Origin of the sequence: Streptomyces sp. NPDC050161 (assembly GCF_044460025.1) — a bacterium.
Taxonomy (GTDB): Bacteria; Actinomycetota; Actinomycetes; order Streptomycetales; family Streptomycetaceae; genus Streptomyces.
Genome location: NZ_JBITJM010000022.1, coordinates 57,731 through 70,163 on the forward strand (window position 1 = coordinate 57,731; position 12,433 = coordinate 70,163).

Annotated in this window: 15 protein-coding genes; 6 read left to right on the forward strand and 9 right to left on the reverse strand. The window is 69.1% G+C overall.

What is annotated here, in order from left to right; genetic code table 11:
- Nucleotides 1-18: 18 nt before the first annotated feature.
- The 3 genes from ACIBK8_RS28990 (at nt 19) to ACIBK8_RS29000 (ending at nt 2,971) form a co-directional block, all read left to right on the forward strand.
- Complete coding sequence (locus tag ACIBK8_RS28990; RefSeq protein WP_399044893.1) at nt 19-378, forward strand: DUF6204 family protein; 360 nt, start codon at nt 19-21, stop codon at nt 376-378.
- A gap of 418 nt (nt 379-796) precedes the next feature.
- Nucleotides 797-1,891 (forward strand): YncE family protein, encoded by a 1,095-nt coding sequence (locus tag ACIBK8_RS28995; protein WP_399044894.1) that lies wholly within the window; start codon nt 797-799, stop codon nt 1,889-1,891.
- Nucleotides 1,892-2,158: 267 nt separating this feature from the next.
- Entirely contained in the window at nt 2,159-2,971 is an 813-nt protein-coding gene (locus ACIBK8_RS29000) for an alpha/beta fold hydrolase (RefSeq protein WP_399044895.1), read from the forward strand.
- Between the two features lie 40 nt (nt 2,972-3,011).
- Here the strand turns inward: ACIBK8_RS29000 and ACIBK8_RS29005 are convergent, their stop codons facing one another.
- Nucleotides 3,012-3,224 carry a hypothetical protein gene (locus tag ACIBK8_RS29005; protein WP_399044896.1) on the reverse strand — a complete coding sequence of 71 codons (213 nt, stop codon included), beginning with the start codon at nt 3,222-3,224 and terminating at the stop codon, nt 3,012-3,014.
- A complete protein-coding gene (locus ACIBK8_RS29010; RefSeq protein WP_399044897.1) occupies nt 3,221-3,445 on the reverse strand; it encodes a hypothetical protein in 225 nt (74 codons plus the stop codon). Before ACIBK8_RS29010 ends, ACIBK8_RS29005 begins: the two co-directional genes overlap by 4 nt.
- A gap of 121 nt (nt 3,446-3,566) precedes the next feature.
- Here ACIBK8_RS29010 and ACIBK8_RS29015 point away from each other — a divergent pair, with 121 nt between their 5' ends.
- Together ACIBK8_RS29015 and ACIBK8_RS29020 are read left to right on the forward strand one after the other, a co-directional pair.
- Nucleotides 3,567-4,400, forward strand: coding sequence for a helix-turn-helix domain-containing protein (locus ACIBK8_RS29015; RefSeq protein WP_399044898.1), 834 nt, complete (start codon nt 3,567-3,569; stop codon nt 4,398-4,400).
- Complete coding sequence (locus tag ACIBK8_RS29020) at nt 4,390-4,686, forward strand: DUF397 domain-containing protein (RefSeq protein WP_399044899.1); 297 nt, start codon at nt 4,390-4,392, stop codon at nt 4,684-4,686. Before ACIBK8_RS29015 ends, ACIBK8_RS29020 begins: the two co-directional genes overlap by 11 nt.
- A 74-nt stretch (nt 4,687-4,760) precedes the next feature.
- On the opposite strand, the gene tgmC is transcribed toward ACIBK8_RS29020, so the two are convergent.
- The 5 genes from tgmC to map form a co-directional block, all read right to left on the reverse strand.
- Entirely contained in the window at nt 4,761-5,903 is a 1,143-nt protein-coding gene (tgmC, locus tag ACIBK8_RS29025) for an ATP-grasp peptide maturase system methyltransferase (RefSeq protein ID WP_399044900.1), read from the reverse strand.
- Nucleotides 5,900-6,862 carry an ATP-grasp ribosomal peptide maturase gene (tgmB, locus tag ACIBK8_RS29030; RefSeq protein ID WP_399044902.1) on the reverse strand — a complete coding sequence of 321 codons (963 nt, stop codon included), beginning with the start codon at nt 6,860-6,862 and terminating at the stop codon, nt 5,900-5,902. Before tgmB ends, tgmC begins: the two co-directional genes overlap by 4 nt.
- Entirely contained in the window at nt 6,862-7,134 is a 273-nt protein-coding gene (gene tgmA, locus ACIBK8_RS29035) for a putative ATP-grasp-modified RiPP (protein ID WP_399044904.1), read from the reverse strand. The genes tgmB and tgmA overlap by 1 nt, the downstream gene beginning before the upstream one ends.
- Nucleotides 7,135-7,354: 220 nt before the next feature.
- The gene (locus ACIBK8_RS29040) at nt 7,355-8,065 is read right to left on the reverse strand and encodes a DUF4328 domain-containing protein (RefSeq protein ID WP_399044906.1); all 711 of its coding nucleotides are present in this window, start codon (nt 8,063-8,065) and stop codon (nt 7,355-7,357) included.
- Nucleotides 8,066-8,262: 197 nt separating this feature from the next.
- On the reverse strand, nt 8,263-9,033 hold the full coding sequence (gene map / locus ACIBK8_RS29045) for a type I methionyl aminopeptidase (protein WP_399044908.1): 771 nt from the start codon (nt 9,031-9,033) through the stop codon (nt 8,263-8,265).
- A 78-nt stretch (nt 9,034-9,111) separates the two neighbouring features.
- Here map and ACIBK8_RS29050 point away from each other — a divergent pair, with 78 nt between their 5' ends.
- A complete protein-coding gene (locus ACIBK8_RS29050; protein WP_399044909.1) occupies nt 9,112-9,414 on the forward strand; it encodes a helix-turn-helix domain-containing protein in 303 nt (100 codons plus the stop codon).
- Nucleotides 9,415-10,746: 1,332 nt separating this feature from the next.
- Here the strand turns inward: ACIBK8_RS29050 and ACIBK8_RS29055 are convergent.
- Nucleotides 10,747-10,992 (reverse strand): transposase family protein, encoded by a 246-nt coding sequence (locus ACIBK8_RS29055; RefSeq protein WP_399044911.1) that lies wholly within the window; start codon nt 10,990-10,992, stop codon nt 10,747-10,749.
- A gap of 206 nt (nt 10,993-11,198) precedes the next feature.
- Nucleotides 11,199-12,341 (reverse strand): FAD-dependent monooxygenase, encoded by a 1,143-nt coding sequence (locus ACIBK8_RS29060; protein WP_399044912.1) that lies wholly within the window; start codon nt 12,339-12,341, stop codon nt 11,199-11,201.
- Nucleotides 12,342-12,433 lie beyond the last annotated feature (92 nt).

A 12,433-nucleotide genomic window follows, 5' to 3' on the forward strand; every position in this document is an offset into this window, starting at 1 on the left:
GCTGGCTAGGCTCGCGAGATGAGTACTCGTACCTTCCGTATCACCGTCCGCGGTGTCTTCGACGGGCTCGGCACCGATCAGCGGGCCGAGCTGCTGTCCCGTGCCGCGGAGCACGACATCCTGCACGCGGCCTTCACCCCTGAGGGAAGCCTCAGCTACGACCTGGCCGCGCGCCCGGCCTTCACCTTCCGCTTCCTCGACTCGGGAGAGGAGGAAGCGGACATCCTGGAGGCGACCGAACGCGCCGAAGACGCGGCGAAGGCGTGGCTGGCCGAACGCGGCTACGGCCACAAGAACCTCAGGAGCAACGCCGAGGACCTCTCCCAGGCACCCCTGGGCAAACGGCAGCGCCGCGCCGCAGCCCAGAAGAACGCCTGATGCTCTGAACCCCGACATCCGGCGCCGGCCCGGACGACCCCGGTGAAGCGGCCGAACAGGTCGCCGCCGAGGTCTTCGCCGTCCCCAGTGGAGCAAAGATCTCACCCCGCATCAGCGTCGTCCCGCAGAGTCCAGCCCTGACGCCAACTGCCGCGCCGGGCAAGGGATTCGCCACCCCGCCTCCACGACGATCACCGCGATCACCGCGATCACCGCGATCACCGCGATCCGCAGCAGGCTTCCCGGCCACCGGCACCGGGCCACGACGGCACCGACGCCGCCATCCCCACCCCACCCCCTGTGACACGCCCCACACCAAAACCCGTCAAAAGTTAGGCAAGCCTAAGCTAACTTAATCTTGGATCGCTTCCCGCGAGCCGGCCCCAAGGGGCACCCCCGCCAAGGAGATTGACGCCGCATGTCTTCACTGACCCCCCGCATCCGCCGGATCGCCGCCACGGCCGCGGCCGTCGCCGCGGGCAGCACGCTGACCATGACCGGCGCCGCGCACGCCGCCCCCGCGGCCGGGCCCGCCCCCGTGGCCGCCCACTCCGGCAAGGCCACGCACTCCGGCAAGGCCGTCACGGCCGCTCCCCTGGCGAAGGGTCTCTACCAGTCCGCGTACTCGGACCGGAACCACGTCCTCTGGGCCACCGCCTCGGTAGGCCGCCCGCCGGTCACCAACTCCGCGCTGGTGAAGGTCAACCCGCACTCGATGAAGGTGAAGGCGACCTACACCCCGCCGGTCACGGACGCGGCCACCGGCGCCGTCGAAGCGGTCTACGGAGTCGCCGTGGACGACAAGCACAACACCGTCTGGACGACCAACACCCGCAACAACTCCGTCGCCGTCTACAGCCAGCGCACCGGCAAGCACCTCGCCACGCTCCCCGGCGTGAACCACGCCCGCGAGGTCGTCGTGGACGAGCGGCACAACACCGCGTGGGCCAGCGGCTTCGGCGACGGCTCGCTCGTCGCCTTCGACACCCGCACGTACAAGGAGAAGAAGCGCGTCACGGTCGAGGGCGCGGGCCCCGCCGGCCTCGCCGTCAACGAGCGCACCGGCACCGCCTACGCCACCGACCTGAACGGCAACCAGATCATCGAGGCGTCCACCCGCACCAAGACCCCGCGCCTCATCCCCACGGGCGAAGGCCCCATCTCGATCGCCCTGTCCCGCGACGGCCGCACCGCCTACACCGCCGACCAGAAGGCCGGCTCCCTCTCGGTGGTCGACCTGCGCAAGGGCGCCGTCACCAAGTCCGTGCCCACCGGCGACGGCACCCTCGCCGTCGCCAGCGACCCGCGCTCCCGCACCGTCCTGGTCGCCAACCGCACCGCCGCCACCGTCTCCCTCATCGACCCCCGCAAGGGCTCCGTCGTCAAGACCGTGACCACCGGCGCCAACCCCAACCACATCGAGATCGCCCACGGCACCGCCTACGTCGTCGACAAGTCCAACGCCGGCCCCCAGGGCGAGGACCAGCTCAACCGCATCCGCGTCAAGCGCTGACCACCACCCCACCCCCCACAGGCCCCCGGGGCACCCGCCGCACGCGACGGCGGGCGCCCCGGGGGCCACACCGCGTCCGCACCCCCGCCACCGCCCGGCCACCCGGCCGCCCGACCACCCGCACCCATCTCGTTCCGTGATCGCTCCCGACGCGAACTGCCTGTTGGTCCCACCCCCGTTCCCCGGTGAACTGATACCGGCCACCGCGCCTCCCCCGGAGAGCAAACACCGCAGGCCACCGCACCACCGGACCAAGGAGCGATCACCATGCCCCACGCCCACGTCAACGGCACCGAACTGCACTACGAGGACCACGGCACCGGCCCCGCCGCCCTGTTCCTGCACGGCTGGGGCACCAGCGGACGCGCCTGGGACGCCCAGGTGGCCGCCCTCGCCCCCGACCACCGCGTGGTCACCGTCGACTGGCGCGGCTGCGGCCTCTCCGCCCGCCCCGCCACCGGCAACACCGCCGAGGCCAACGTCGCCGACATCCTGGCCCTCATCGACACCCTGTCCCTGGACCGCCCCGTACTCGTCGGCAGCTCGATAGGCGCCGCCTTCGCCCTGGAGGCCGCCTTCCGCGCCCCCGACCGCATCGCCGGGGTCGTCTCGGTCGGCGGCCCGGGTTACTGGAACACGGTCTCCCCGGAGAAGGCCGCCCAGGTAGCCGAACTGCGCACGTCACTCGTCACCGACCGCGCCGCGACCGTCGCCGCCTGGGTTCCCACCTGGTACGGCCCCGACACCTCCCCCGCCCTGATCGACCAGACCATCCGCCAGGTCCTGGATTCGAGCGTCTTCCTGCCCGAGCTGTTCGCCGACGGAGCCCCGCGCGACCCGCGCGCCTTCCTCGGCGAACTCCCCGTCCCCGTCCACTACCTGCACGGCGACCTCGACCTCATCCCGGCCGAGGTCTCCCGCACCCTCGCCGGCCTCACCCCGCACGGCGAGTTCCACCTCTTCGAGAACACCGGCCACATGCCGCACCAGGAGCGCCCGGTCGCATTCACCGCACGACTCCGCACCGCCCTGCACCGGATGACCGCGCCGACGCACCCCACGACGGCCCCCGCCTCCTAGGCGGACACCGCGAGCCGCAATCAGCCGCCACGCCTCGCACTCAGGGCAGCCTGCTCGCCTGATTCAACTCCGCGACCCTGCCACGGAGTTCCTCACGCGGCATCGCGGCCCGGACCGAGTCCGGCGGGCAGTCCCACTCACGCCCGCCCCCAGGAGGCCGCAACTGCACATACGGCCCCTCGCGCCCCATCACCCGGCCGACCCGCCCGTCCCGCGCGTCCACGACGTACCGCCCGCACTCGACACCCGTCACGGCCGGCACCCTTCCAGCACCTCCACCAGCCGGCGCGCCGTGGCGAGATTGCACCGCCCGAGTTCGATCAACGGCTGCGGGTCGGCCATCACGCACGAGATCCGGTCCACCCGCAACGACGGCAGCGCCACGCCCAGTTCCCGCAACGTCTCGTCCACGACCCGCACGATCTCCTCGGCCTCCCCCAGCCGCTCCGCCGCCGGCCGACGCCGCTCACTCATCGCCATCGCCATACCACCTTCCACGCTCAGTAGTGATGTTCTTCACACAGCGTGGCCGGACTCGGCTAGCCTGAAAAGTGGCGCAGATCCAACACATCCGGCTGGCTGACCAGGAGTTCTCATGCCCGGACCGAAGCGTCTCGACCCGTCGTCATCACCTCGCGCGATGCTCGGCGCCGAGTTACGACACCAACGCGAGAAGGCCAACCTGTCGCAGGACGAACTGGGCGCCGCTCTCTTCGTCAGCGGCTCGTTCATCGGCCAGCTGGAGGCCGGTACCCGCCGGATGCTCCCCGAGTACGCCGCCCGCATAGACGAAATCCTCGGCACGGACGGCTACTTCACCCGCAACTGCGAAGCGGCCACGAAGTCGAAGTACCCGGACCATTTCGCGGAAGCGGCCGAGGCGGAGACACTCGCCTCAACCATCAAGGAGTACGCCCCGCAGCTGATCCCTGGACTTCTACAGGCAGAGGCTTATGCACGTGCTGTCTTCCGGGCGTACCAGCCGACGGCGCAAGAGGCGGACATCGACGAGTTGTCGACCGCGCGACTCGAACGTGCCCGACTCCTCGAAAACCCAACATCGCCACTGTTTTGGTGCGTACTTGACGAAGCCGTTCTGCGTCGGATCATCGGCGGGGCCCAGGTAATGGCGGAGGCGCTGCGCCATATCGCGATGTTGGCCAAGGGGCACCGGATCATCTTGCAGGTGCTGCCGTTCGACGCCGGGGCCCACGCGTCGCTTGGTGGCCCGGTGAAGCTGATGAGCTTCCCTGACGCGCCAACACTGGCCTATGTCGAAGGGCTTGGCATTGGACAGTTGTTGGACGATCCAGCCACCGTCGCACGAAACGAACTGACCTACGATCTGATCGGGGCCAGCGCATTGTCACCGGAAGCGTCTCTGGCCCTGATCGAGTCAGTGGCGGAGGAATACACCCGTGACCAGTGAATACGACCTGAGCGCTGCATATTGGCGCAAGTCCAGCTACAGCGCCGGTGATGGCGGTAACTGCCTGGAGGTAGCGCAGGACTTCCCCGGCGCCGCCTCCTGGCGCAAGTCCACCTACAGCGGCGGCAGCGGCGGCAACTGCCTGGAGGTCAACGACAACGCCCTCCCCGGTCTCGTCCCCGTACGGGACTCCAAGCGGCCTTCCGGCCCGGCGCTCGTGTTCCGGGCGGCGGCCTGGTCCGAGTTCGTGACGGGCCTCAACAGCGGTTCGCTGCACGGCGCCTGAGACACAAAAGCCCGGGGCCCGGGGCTCATCACCCGAGCCCCGGGCCCCAGGCCGTCGGCTGGGACCGCTGTGCGTCAGATCGGCAGGTCCCAGCCGGGCCCGTCCTCGGTGCCGAGCCACACTCGCTGACCGGCGGCCGAGACCGTGATGCCGAATCCCTCCTGGTGGGGTTCGCCGGCGGCCTGCCAGCGCTGCACCGCCCGCTCGACCCGGTCCCACAGGCGGACGGGCCCGCGCTGCACAACGGTCCACCCGCCGTTGGGGTTGGGTGCCGTCCGGGCCTGCGAACCGGTGGACACGTCCCAGAGGATCTGCTCCGCCCCCCTCCCCATACGTTCGGCCGAAGGCGCCGCGAGCTGCGCGACCCACCCGCCGGTCCACGTGTCGAGCTTCGCAGGGTCGATCCGGCTCGGGCGTTCCTCTCCGGGCAGCAGGGCCAGCGTCGGGCGGGGCGGCCGGTCATGGGGCCTGGCGATCATGAAACTGGTGTAGCCGGGCAGGAACCGCCCTGTTGCCTCCCCGGGGCCGGTCACGTCGAGCAGCACCAGGGAGTTGGCGTAACTCCACCCGGACAGGGTGACCAGGATCTTTCCGCCCGGCTTCACCTGGTGCAGCCACGGGAGCGGGACGTACCGGACCGAGCAGGTGGCGATGAGCCGGTCGAACCACCTGCCGTCCGGGTCGCCGCGCAGCCCGTCACCGGTGATCAGCCGGGGCGCGAAACCGGCCACCTTGAGCGCCGCCGCCGCAGCCTCGCCCACCGCCGGGTCGTACTCGATGCTGGTGAGATTGGCGTCCCCGAGGCGGTGCGCGCCGAGGGCAGTCGAGTAGCCGGTTCCGGTGCCGATCTCCAGCACCTGGTGCCCGACCTCGGCGCCGAGCTGCTGCCACATGCGCAGCACCAGCGACGGCAGCGTGGACGACGACGACGGGGAACCGGTCACAGTCCCCTCGGTCACGTCGTCGGGCCTGATGCGGCCGTCGAGTTGGGTGATCAGCGTGTCGTCGGAGTAGACCCCCTCCAGCCATCCGGGCTTGCCCTCTCGGACAAGGCGGTAGCTGGTCGGGACGCTGCCTGCCACCGGCATGAAGTAGGACCCAGTGAACAGCTCGCGGGGAACCGTCCTGGCGGCGCTGCGCCACTCGGGTTCGGTGAGGGTGCCGTCCTCGGTGAGCCTGTCCGCCAGGGCGCTGCGAAGCTGAGCCGATGTGCTCACGTGTCGGGGCCTTTCTCCAGCTGGTCGGCGATGGTGTGGGCGATCGCTGCGGGGGTTTTTGCCGGCTGCCACGCCCACTGGCCGTTCGGATTGCACTCAAGGAAGTACCAGTCACCGGCGGTGGTTACGGCGAAGTCGAACGCGCCGTAGGTCAAACGGAGTTCGCCGAGGTAGGCGGCGACCGCGCAGGCGACCGGATCGGGCACCTCGACCGGTGTGCACGTCATCAGGTCTTGACGGTGACGCCAGTCGAGATCAGGGCTGTCGATCCGGACCCCGACCAGCCGGTCTCCTACGGCGGTCACCCGCACGTCGAACGCCTTGTCCACCTTGGCTTGGAACATGTGCGGGCAGACGGACACGGCATCGGTGATCTCGGCCCCGCGCACCTCCCGGACCCACACACTGTGCGGCCGGCCGTCCACCCGGTAGGGCGTGTTCCACAGCGGTTTGTAGACCACTCCGCCGGACTGGTGGACCGCGAACTGCCGTGCCTCGTGCGGGTCGTTGGTGACTACGGTGTCGGGCACCAGGAATCCGCAGCGTCGTGCGGTCGAAAGCTGTGCGGGCTTGAACTCGGCGGCCCGGTTGTTCCACGGGTGGTTGACGTAGTGCGCGCCCGGCAGTGACGCGAGGATGCCCCCCGTGCCCCACAGGGCTTGTTCTGCGGCGAACCGACGGTCCTGATCGCTCAACCCCGGCGGCCCCTCGTAGGGGGAGGGCCTACGCACCCAGACGGACCGAATCCGAGCGGTGTCAAGTTCCCGGCTTGCCGTGCGCAGCGTGCCCCGCTGGTCGCCCGTGCGGTACGTGGCCGTCAGCGAGGCACCCGTGTGCAGGTCGATGCCGGGGTCGAGACGGACAACGGGAACCCGGCGTTCGGCGAGCAGCCGCAACACCACATCCGCTGTCACGTCGTAGGAGTTGGTCAGTACCAGTACCGACCTGCTGTCGTCCATCAGCCGGAACTCTGGTCCTGGTCGTACGACTCGGTGCTGTCCGCGTCGGTCGCGCCGCCCGGACCGGCCCCGTCACCGGGGGTGGTCGTGGTGGGCGTCAGGCCGCTCGTGCTGGTGCCGTGGCTGCCCAGCTCAACCGTCCGGCCGTGCTCATCCACGGTCACCGCGATCTGCGTTTCGGGGTCGATCACAGGCGTGCATTTCGGAACCGTAGCGGTGGCCGCGTACGGCCCCATTCGTTGCGTGCCCCACGGTGCGGGCGTCTGCGTCATCTGTTCTGCGCCTCCGTCTCATGGCGGTGCCAACAGCTCAACAGCTCAACAAAATGGCCGGAGTTGTGCAATCCCACCCCGCCGACTCTTCCTGTCCAGGGTGGGAGTGGCCGGGGCCGTTGTGCCATCTGAAGACCGCGCGGGCGCCTGAGACACAAAAGCCCGGGGCCCGGGGCTCATCACCCGAGCCCCGGGCCCCGGACCGTCGGCCCATCGAGGGTCAGAGTGCCGGGCCCCGTAGCGCCTTCTCGTTCTGCATCCGCGTCAGGCGGCGCACGAAGAGGATCGCCAGCACCGCGGCCAGGATGTCGATGACATCGCTCGCCATGAGCCCGACGATCGACCTCTTGATCTCATCCAGTGTCTCGGCCTTCGCGTACCACTTGCTGGCGCCCCGTCCGAAGCACAGGTTCACGATCCACAGCGTCCACCACGCGTTGAGGAGCGCCATGGAGCGGGAGTTCTCGCCCGCGCTGGCCTTCCAGATGTCGATGGCGACCCGCCGCGGGAACCACAGGTTCACCACCGGCACGATCCAGCCCCAGATCGCCCAACCGCGCTTCTTCATGTGGTACTCGGGGGCGAAGACCTCGGCGTTCACGCGGGTCCTGTGGAACCAGACGATGAAGACCACAGCAGTCGCGACCATGCTCGCGGCCTGCAACTTCCCGGACAGCCCGAACAGCGTGTCCGCCCGGTCGACCTCCTCCGGGGTCAGGGAAAGGATGTCGCCGATGAGCCGGTTGGCCACGTCGTACGAGCGGCGGCCCTGCCACAGCGAGAACAGGTCGACGACGATGACGAGCCCGAGCAGGCTCATCACCGCCTTCGAGAGCCCGACGGGCGAGCGGAGAACGGCCTGCGGTCCGTGCGGAGCGAAATGCTCCGGGGACGGCTGTGGCGGCGGCGGTGCGACGGGCATGTGGGACATGCGAAATCCCCCGGTGGTGCTGGATCACTGTGCTGACACGTGCAGCGGGCCGCCTCTCCCCGAGGCGGCCCGCACACAGAGGGAACATACGTTCTCCATATATCCCCTGTCCATTCAAAAAGGGGCAGACCGGCCCGTCTCGGAGTGAACCAAACTTTCCGACAGAGGGCAGAGTTGAGGCACCCTCACAGCCGCGCCTACTTCTGCAAGGTGAGGATTTCGGCTCCGTCGTCGGTGATGGCGATCGTGTGCTCACTGTGTGCCGTCCGGCAGCCGGTCGCGCTGCGGAGCGTCCACCCGTCGGCGTCGGTGACGAGTTCAGCGGTGTCCGCCATGACCCACGGCTCCAGCGCGAGCAGCAGCCCGGGGCGCAGCTTGTACCCACGGCCGGGCCGTCCGGTGTTCGCAACGTGCGGGTCCTGGTGCATCGTTGACCCGATGCCATGACCTCCGAACTGGGTGTTGATCGGGTATCCCGCCTCACCGAGGACCGTGCCGATGGCATGGGAGAGGTCGCCGACGCGAGCCCCGGGCCCGGCGGCGGCGATCCCTGCGGCCAGCGCGCGTTCGGTCGCATCGATCATCGCGACGCTCTCCGCAGGCTTCGCGTCGCCCACGAGGAAGCTGATGGCGGCGTCCGCGGCGACTCCGCCCCGGGAGACGGCGAGGTCGAGGGTCAGCAGATCGCCGTCGGCGAGCGCGTAGTCGTAGGGCCGGCCGTGGAGTACGGCGTCGTTGACGGCCGTGCAGATGTAGTGGCCGAACGGGCCGCGGCCGAAGGACGGCGCGTAGTCGACGTAGCAGGACTGCGCCCCCGCCTCGACGATCATGGCCTTCGCCCACCGGTCGATGTCCAGCAGGTTCGTGCCGACCGCGCTACGGCTCTTCAGCGTCTGCAGGATGTCGGCGACCAGGGCGCCCGTGCCCTTCGCCCGAGCCAGCAGGGTGGGGTTCAGGATCTCGATCATGCGGCACCCTTCTCGTAACCAATAAATATACCGGTCAAACTATACCGGCCAAACTATACCGGTACTAGAATCGGGGCCATGGTCAGGTTGCCGCTCACTCCCGAAGAGGTCGAACGCGGACAGCGCCTCGGCGCCTTGCTACGTCGGGCCAGGGCAGAGCACTCGATGCTCGACATCGCGCTCGCCGCACACGTCTCACCGGAGACCCTCCGCAAGATCGAGTCGGGCCGCGTGGCCACCCCCGCCTTCCCGACCATCGCGGCGATCGCCGACGTACTCGGCCTCTCCCTCGATGCGGTGTGGGCCGAGATCAACCGACCCGAACATGGCGCCGGACCGACCGGCTCCGGTCACCACGCCCCTGAGCGCTTGGCCTCGTAGGCACCGGGCCGGGGGCTCTGCGGGCTGCGGATCAGCCCCACACGTCCGAGTCGTCATCGTCGGACCCGGGCGCCGTGATCGCCGTTCGTCATGGCAAGCGACGCACAAAGGCCGAAGATGTTTCGCGGTATCCGGATTCGGATCACCCCGAGCGATCAATTGGCGCCGAATCAAAGGGAAATGGTCAGCGACGCTCGCAGACTTTCCGCACAGTACGCACGACGGATTCACGTACCGGTACGCGCGCCGGATGCGCTGCCGGCGAGTCGAGCAGACGAGGCCACCACGTGATGCACGGTCCTGTTTCGCTTCCCTGGTGCGCTTCGGGCAGCGTCCGCCGACAGCTGTCAGCTCGGGGTACCCAGGGGTGCTGCATGGGGGGGCGGGGTTTGCGGGGCATGGGGTACCACCATTCGAGCCAGGAGCATCGATTCTGCTTAGGCCACACGAAGGGCTTATCAAATCTCCCATGGAGAAGCGTGGAAGGGTACGGGCCCAACACCATCGCCATGAATGAGAGGCAGAAATGAAGCGCTGGAAAATCCCCGCCGTGGTAGCTGCTGTGCTCCTTGTCGCTGGTGGGGGAGCCGTTGTGGCCGCGCAGAGCAGCGTCTCGGACCAGCCCCCAAAGGGCCCCGCGCCAATGAGCCTTGACGGCTATCAGATCGTGCATCTGCCGAATGCGGCCGTTCCTAACGGTCAGCTCCGGTCCATTAGGTGCCCGGCTGGCAAGAAAGCTGTCGGAGGAGGTGTCAATTTGCAGGGAAACCGTCCCGTAATGGTTGACAGCAACCCCTTCTCGGACGGGTCCGGCTGGAGCGGAAGCGGTCGCCAAGATGGATTCGACACGATTGGCGTCAGTGTGACGGTGATCTGCGTGAATCCCTGACCTCATACCTGACTCGCCCCCAAAGATGCGAGAGGGCCGTGACGCTGACCGGGATGCGGCGATGACACCGCGAACCGAGCCCAACGCCGGTACGGGGCTTACGGGGCATGGGGGGCATGGGGGGCATGGGGGGCATTCGGAAGAATGACCGGGGGGCAATCGGGGTTCCGTCCGAGTGGCGGGTTGTGAGATCGATAAGCGTGAGCCGGCCAGTGTGCTGCATTCGCTGAACTCCCCTCGGCATCACGGTCTCTGCGGCCATTCCCATGCCAGCCCATGCGGGCCGCCCCTGTTCGTGACGGGGGAAGTACGGGTAATCGCTGTTCGGTCCGGGATCGAGTGCGTCTGCAGCCATTGCTGGCCCTTCCCGGAAACGTGGCCCTCGCGCGCCTGCCTCAGTTCCTCGGCGAACAACACTCCAGAGCTACTGAGCCTTTCCCACCTCAGGTTGAGGCGTGACGAAGGGCGGGGATGGTCTTCACGATGGCGGTGACTCGGTTGGTGCTACAGCGGAGTTTCCGCGAGAGGCGCCAGCCCTTCAGAGCGGCCATGGTTTGCTCGCCGAGGCAACGGGTCCGGGCGTGGGTGCTGTTGTGCCGACGTTGTCGCAGCTTGAGACGCAGGCCGCGGAAGGGCGCCCGGGTGGTGCCGCCGGCGCCTTGATACGCCTTGTCCGTCCAGCACTTCACCTCCGCGTCGCGGGGGGGGAGTCACCGGCAGCACCCATGTCGTGGCGAGCGCCGGGAACGGTGGGTGGGGCCGACAGCAGGCGATCTGCCGCATCGGCGATGACCTGCCACGCCGAGCCGGGCTCGTCGGAGATGGCGGCGCCGACCCGGTTGGGAGCTACAGGGGAGCTGCGCACCGGCCGGTGAGCGGTCGGTGCGGGCCTGGTCTACCGGTTCGCGGCTTCGCGAGAGGCGATCCGGTTCGTGCGACCGACCGCGCGGCCCACCGCGTTGCGCACCGCGAGGCCCGGCCGGGTGCGGGGCACCATGAGCCTGGAGAGCAGACCGACACGTCGCTGCCGCGGGCCTACCTCGCGGCGGAGCCGCGACTCGTAGGCGGCGAAGGCGCGGGCGTGATCACCGGGATGGGCGGCGAGCTCTTCTGCGAGGGCGTAAGCGCCCGCCATCGCCATGCTGGACCCGTCACCCAACAGGGCTGTCGCCGCCGCCGCGTCCCCGAGCAGTACGACCCGTCCGCGGGACCACGAGGGCACCCGGACGGTGGTCAGGGGGTCGAAGAACGGAGCCGGGTGGTCGAGGAACGCCGCCACGAGTTCCGGTGCCCGCCACCGCACGTCGGCGTAGGCGTCGGCCACGGTCTGCTTGTGAAGGGCGATGTTCTTGCGGTCGTGGGGCGCCGGCTGTGCGGCCCGGAAGGTGAAGATCGCGAGCGGAGTGGTCCGCGAGGGGTGGAGGACCAGCATCCGGTTCGGCACGGTCAGCATCGTCATCTCGGTCGGGTCCTCGATGGCGTCGGGTTCCAGCGGGACGGTCGCGCCGTACAGGCCCAGGTCGCTCGCGAACTGCCGCTCGGGTCCGAACACCAGGCGCCGTACGGTGGAGTGCATCCCGTCGGCACCGACCACCAAGTCGAAGCGCCGTGGCGCGGACCGCCGGAAGGTGACATCGACCCCGCCTTCGTCCTGGTCGAGAGCGGTGACCGTGTCGTCGAACAAGAACTCGGCCTCGGTCTGCGCCGACTGGTGGAGCACCTCGGACAGGTCGGCTCGGGTCACCTCGACCGTCGGCGCCTCGTCCGAGGTGAGCGGGAGTTGCAGGATTCGCCTGCCGCCGGGGTCGAGCAGGGTCAGCGACCGATTGCGGGTGGCGAGCCCGTGGAGCTGCGGGAGGATGCCCATGCGGTCGGCGACCGGGATCGCGGGCCCCTTCACGACGATCGCGCTACCACCGGAGCGCAGCTGCCGGGCGTGTTCGACGACCGTCGGCCGGTATCCATTCCGGGAGAGCCAGTACGCGAGTGCGGGCCCTGCGATTCCGGCGCCGACTATCAGCACCTCGGGCTTCTTCATGACGATGACCTCTCGGAGTGTCGATGACCAGGTTCGCGGCGAGTGCCGAGCCGGGGTTCAGGGAGCGGCGGCACGGGGCAGCGCCATCGGGT

Excerpts from the sequence above, each read along its gene's own strand:
- ACIBK8_RS29000 (WP_399044895.1), top strand. The coding sequence starts at position 2,159 with ATGCCCCACGCCCACGTCAACGGCACCGAACTGCACTACGAGGACCAC.
- ACIBK8_RS29010 (WP_399044897.1), bottom strand. The coding sequence starts at position 3,445 with ATGAGTGAGCGGCGTCGGCCGGCGGCGGAGCGGCTGGGGGAGGCCGAG.
- ACIBK8_RS29040 (WP_399044906.1), bottom strand. The coding sequence starts at position 8,065 with ATGTCCCACATGCCCGTCGCACCGCCGCCGCCACAGCCGTCCCCGGAG.
- ACIBK8_RS28990 (WP_399044893.1), top strand. The coding sequence starts at position 19 with ATGAGTACTCGTACCTTCCGTATCACCGTCCGCGGTGTCTTCGACGGG.
- ACIBK8_RS29015 (WP_399044898.1), top strand. The coding sequence starts at position 3,567 with ATGCCCGGACCGAAGCGTCTCGACCCGTCGTCATCACCTCGCGCGATG.
- map (WP_399044908.1), bottom strand. The coding sequence starts at position 9,033 with ATGATCGAGATCCTGAACCCCACCCTGCTGGCTCGGGCGAAGGGCACG.
- tgmB (WP_399044902.1), bottom strand. The coding sequence starts at position 6,862 with ATGGACGACAGCAGGTCGGTACTGGTACTGACCAACTCCTACGACGTG.
- ACIBK8_RS29060 (WP_399044912.1), bottom strand. The coding sequence starts at position 12,341 with ATGAAGAAGCCCGAGGTGCTGATAGTCGGCGCCGGAATCGCAGGGCCC.
- ACIBK8_RS28995 (WP_399044894.1), top strand. The coding sequence starts at position 797 with ATGTCTTCACTGACCCCCCGCATCCGCCGGATCGCCGCCACGGCCGCG.
- tgmA (WP_399044904.1), bottom strand. The coding sequence starts at position 7,134 with ATGACGCAGACGCCCGCACCGTGGGGCACGCAACGAATGGGGCCGTAC.
- ACIBK8_RS29050 (WP_399044909.1), top strand. The coding sequence starts at position 9,112 with ATGGTCAGGTTGCCGCTCACTCCCGAAGAGGTCGAACGCGGACAGCGC.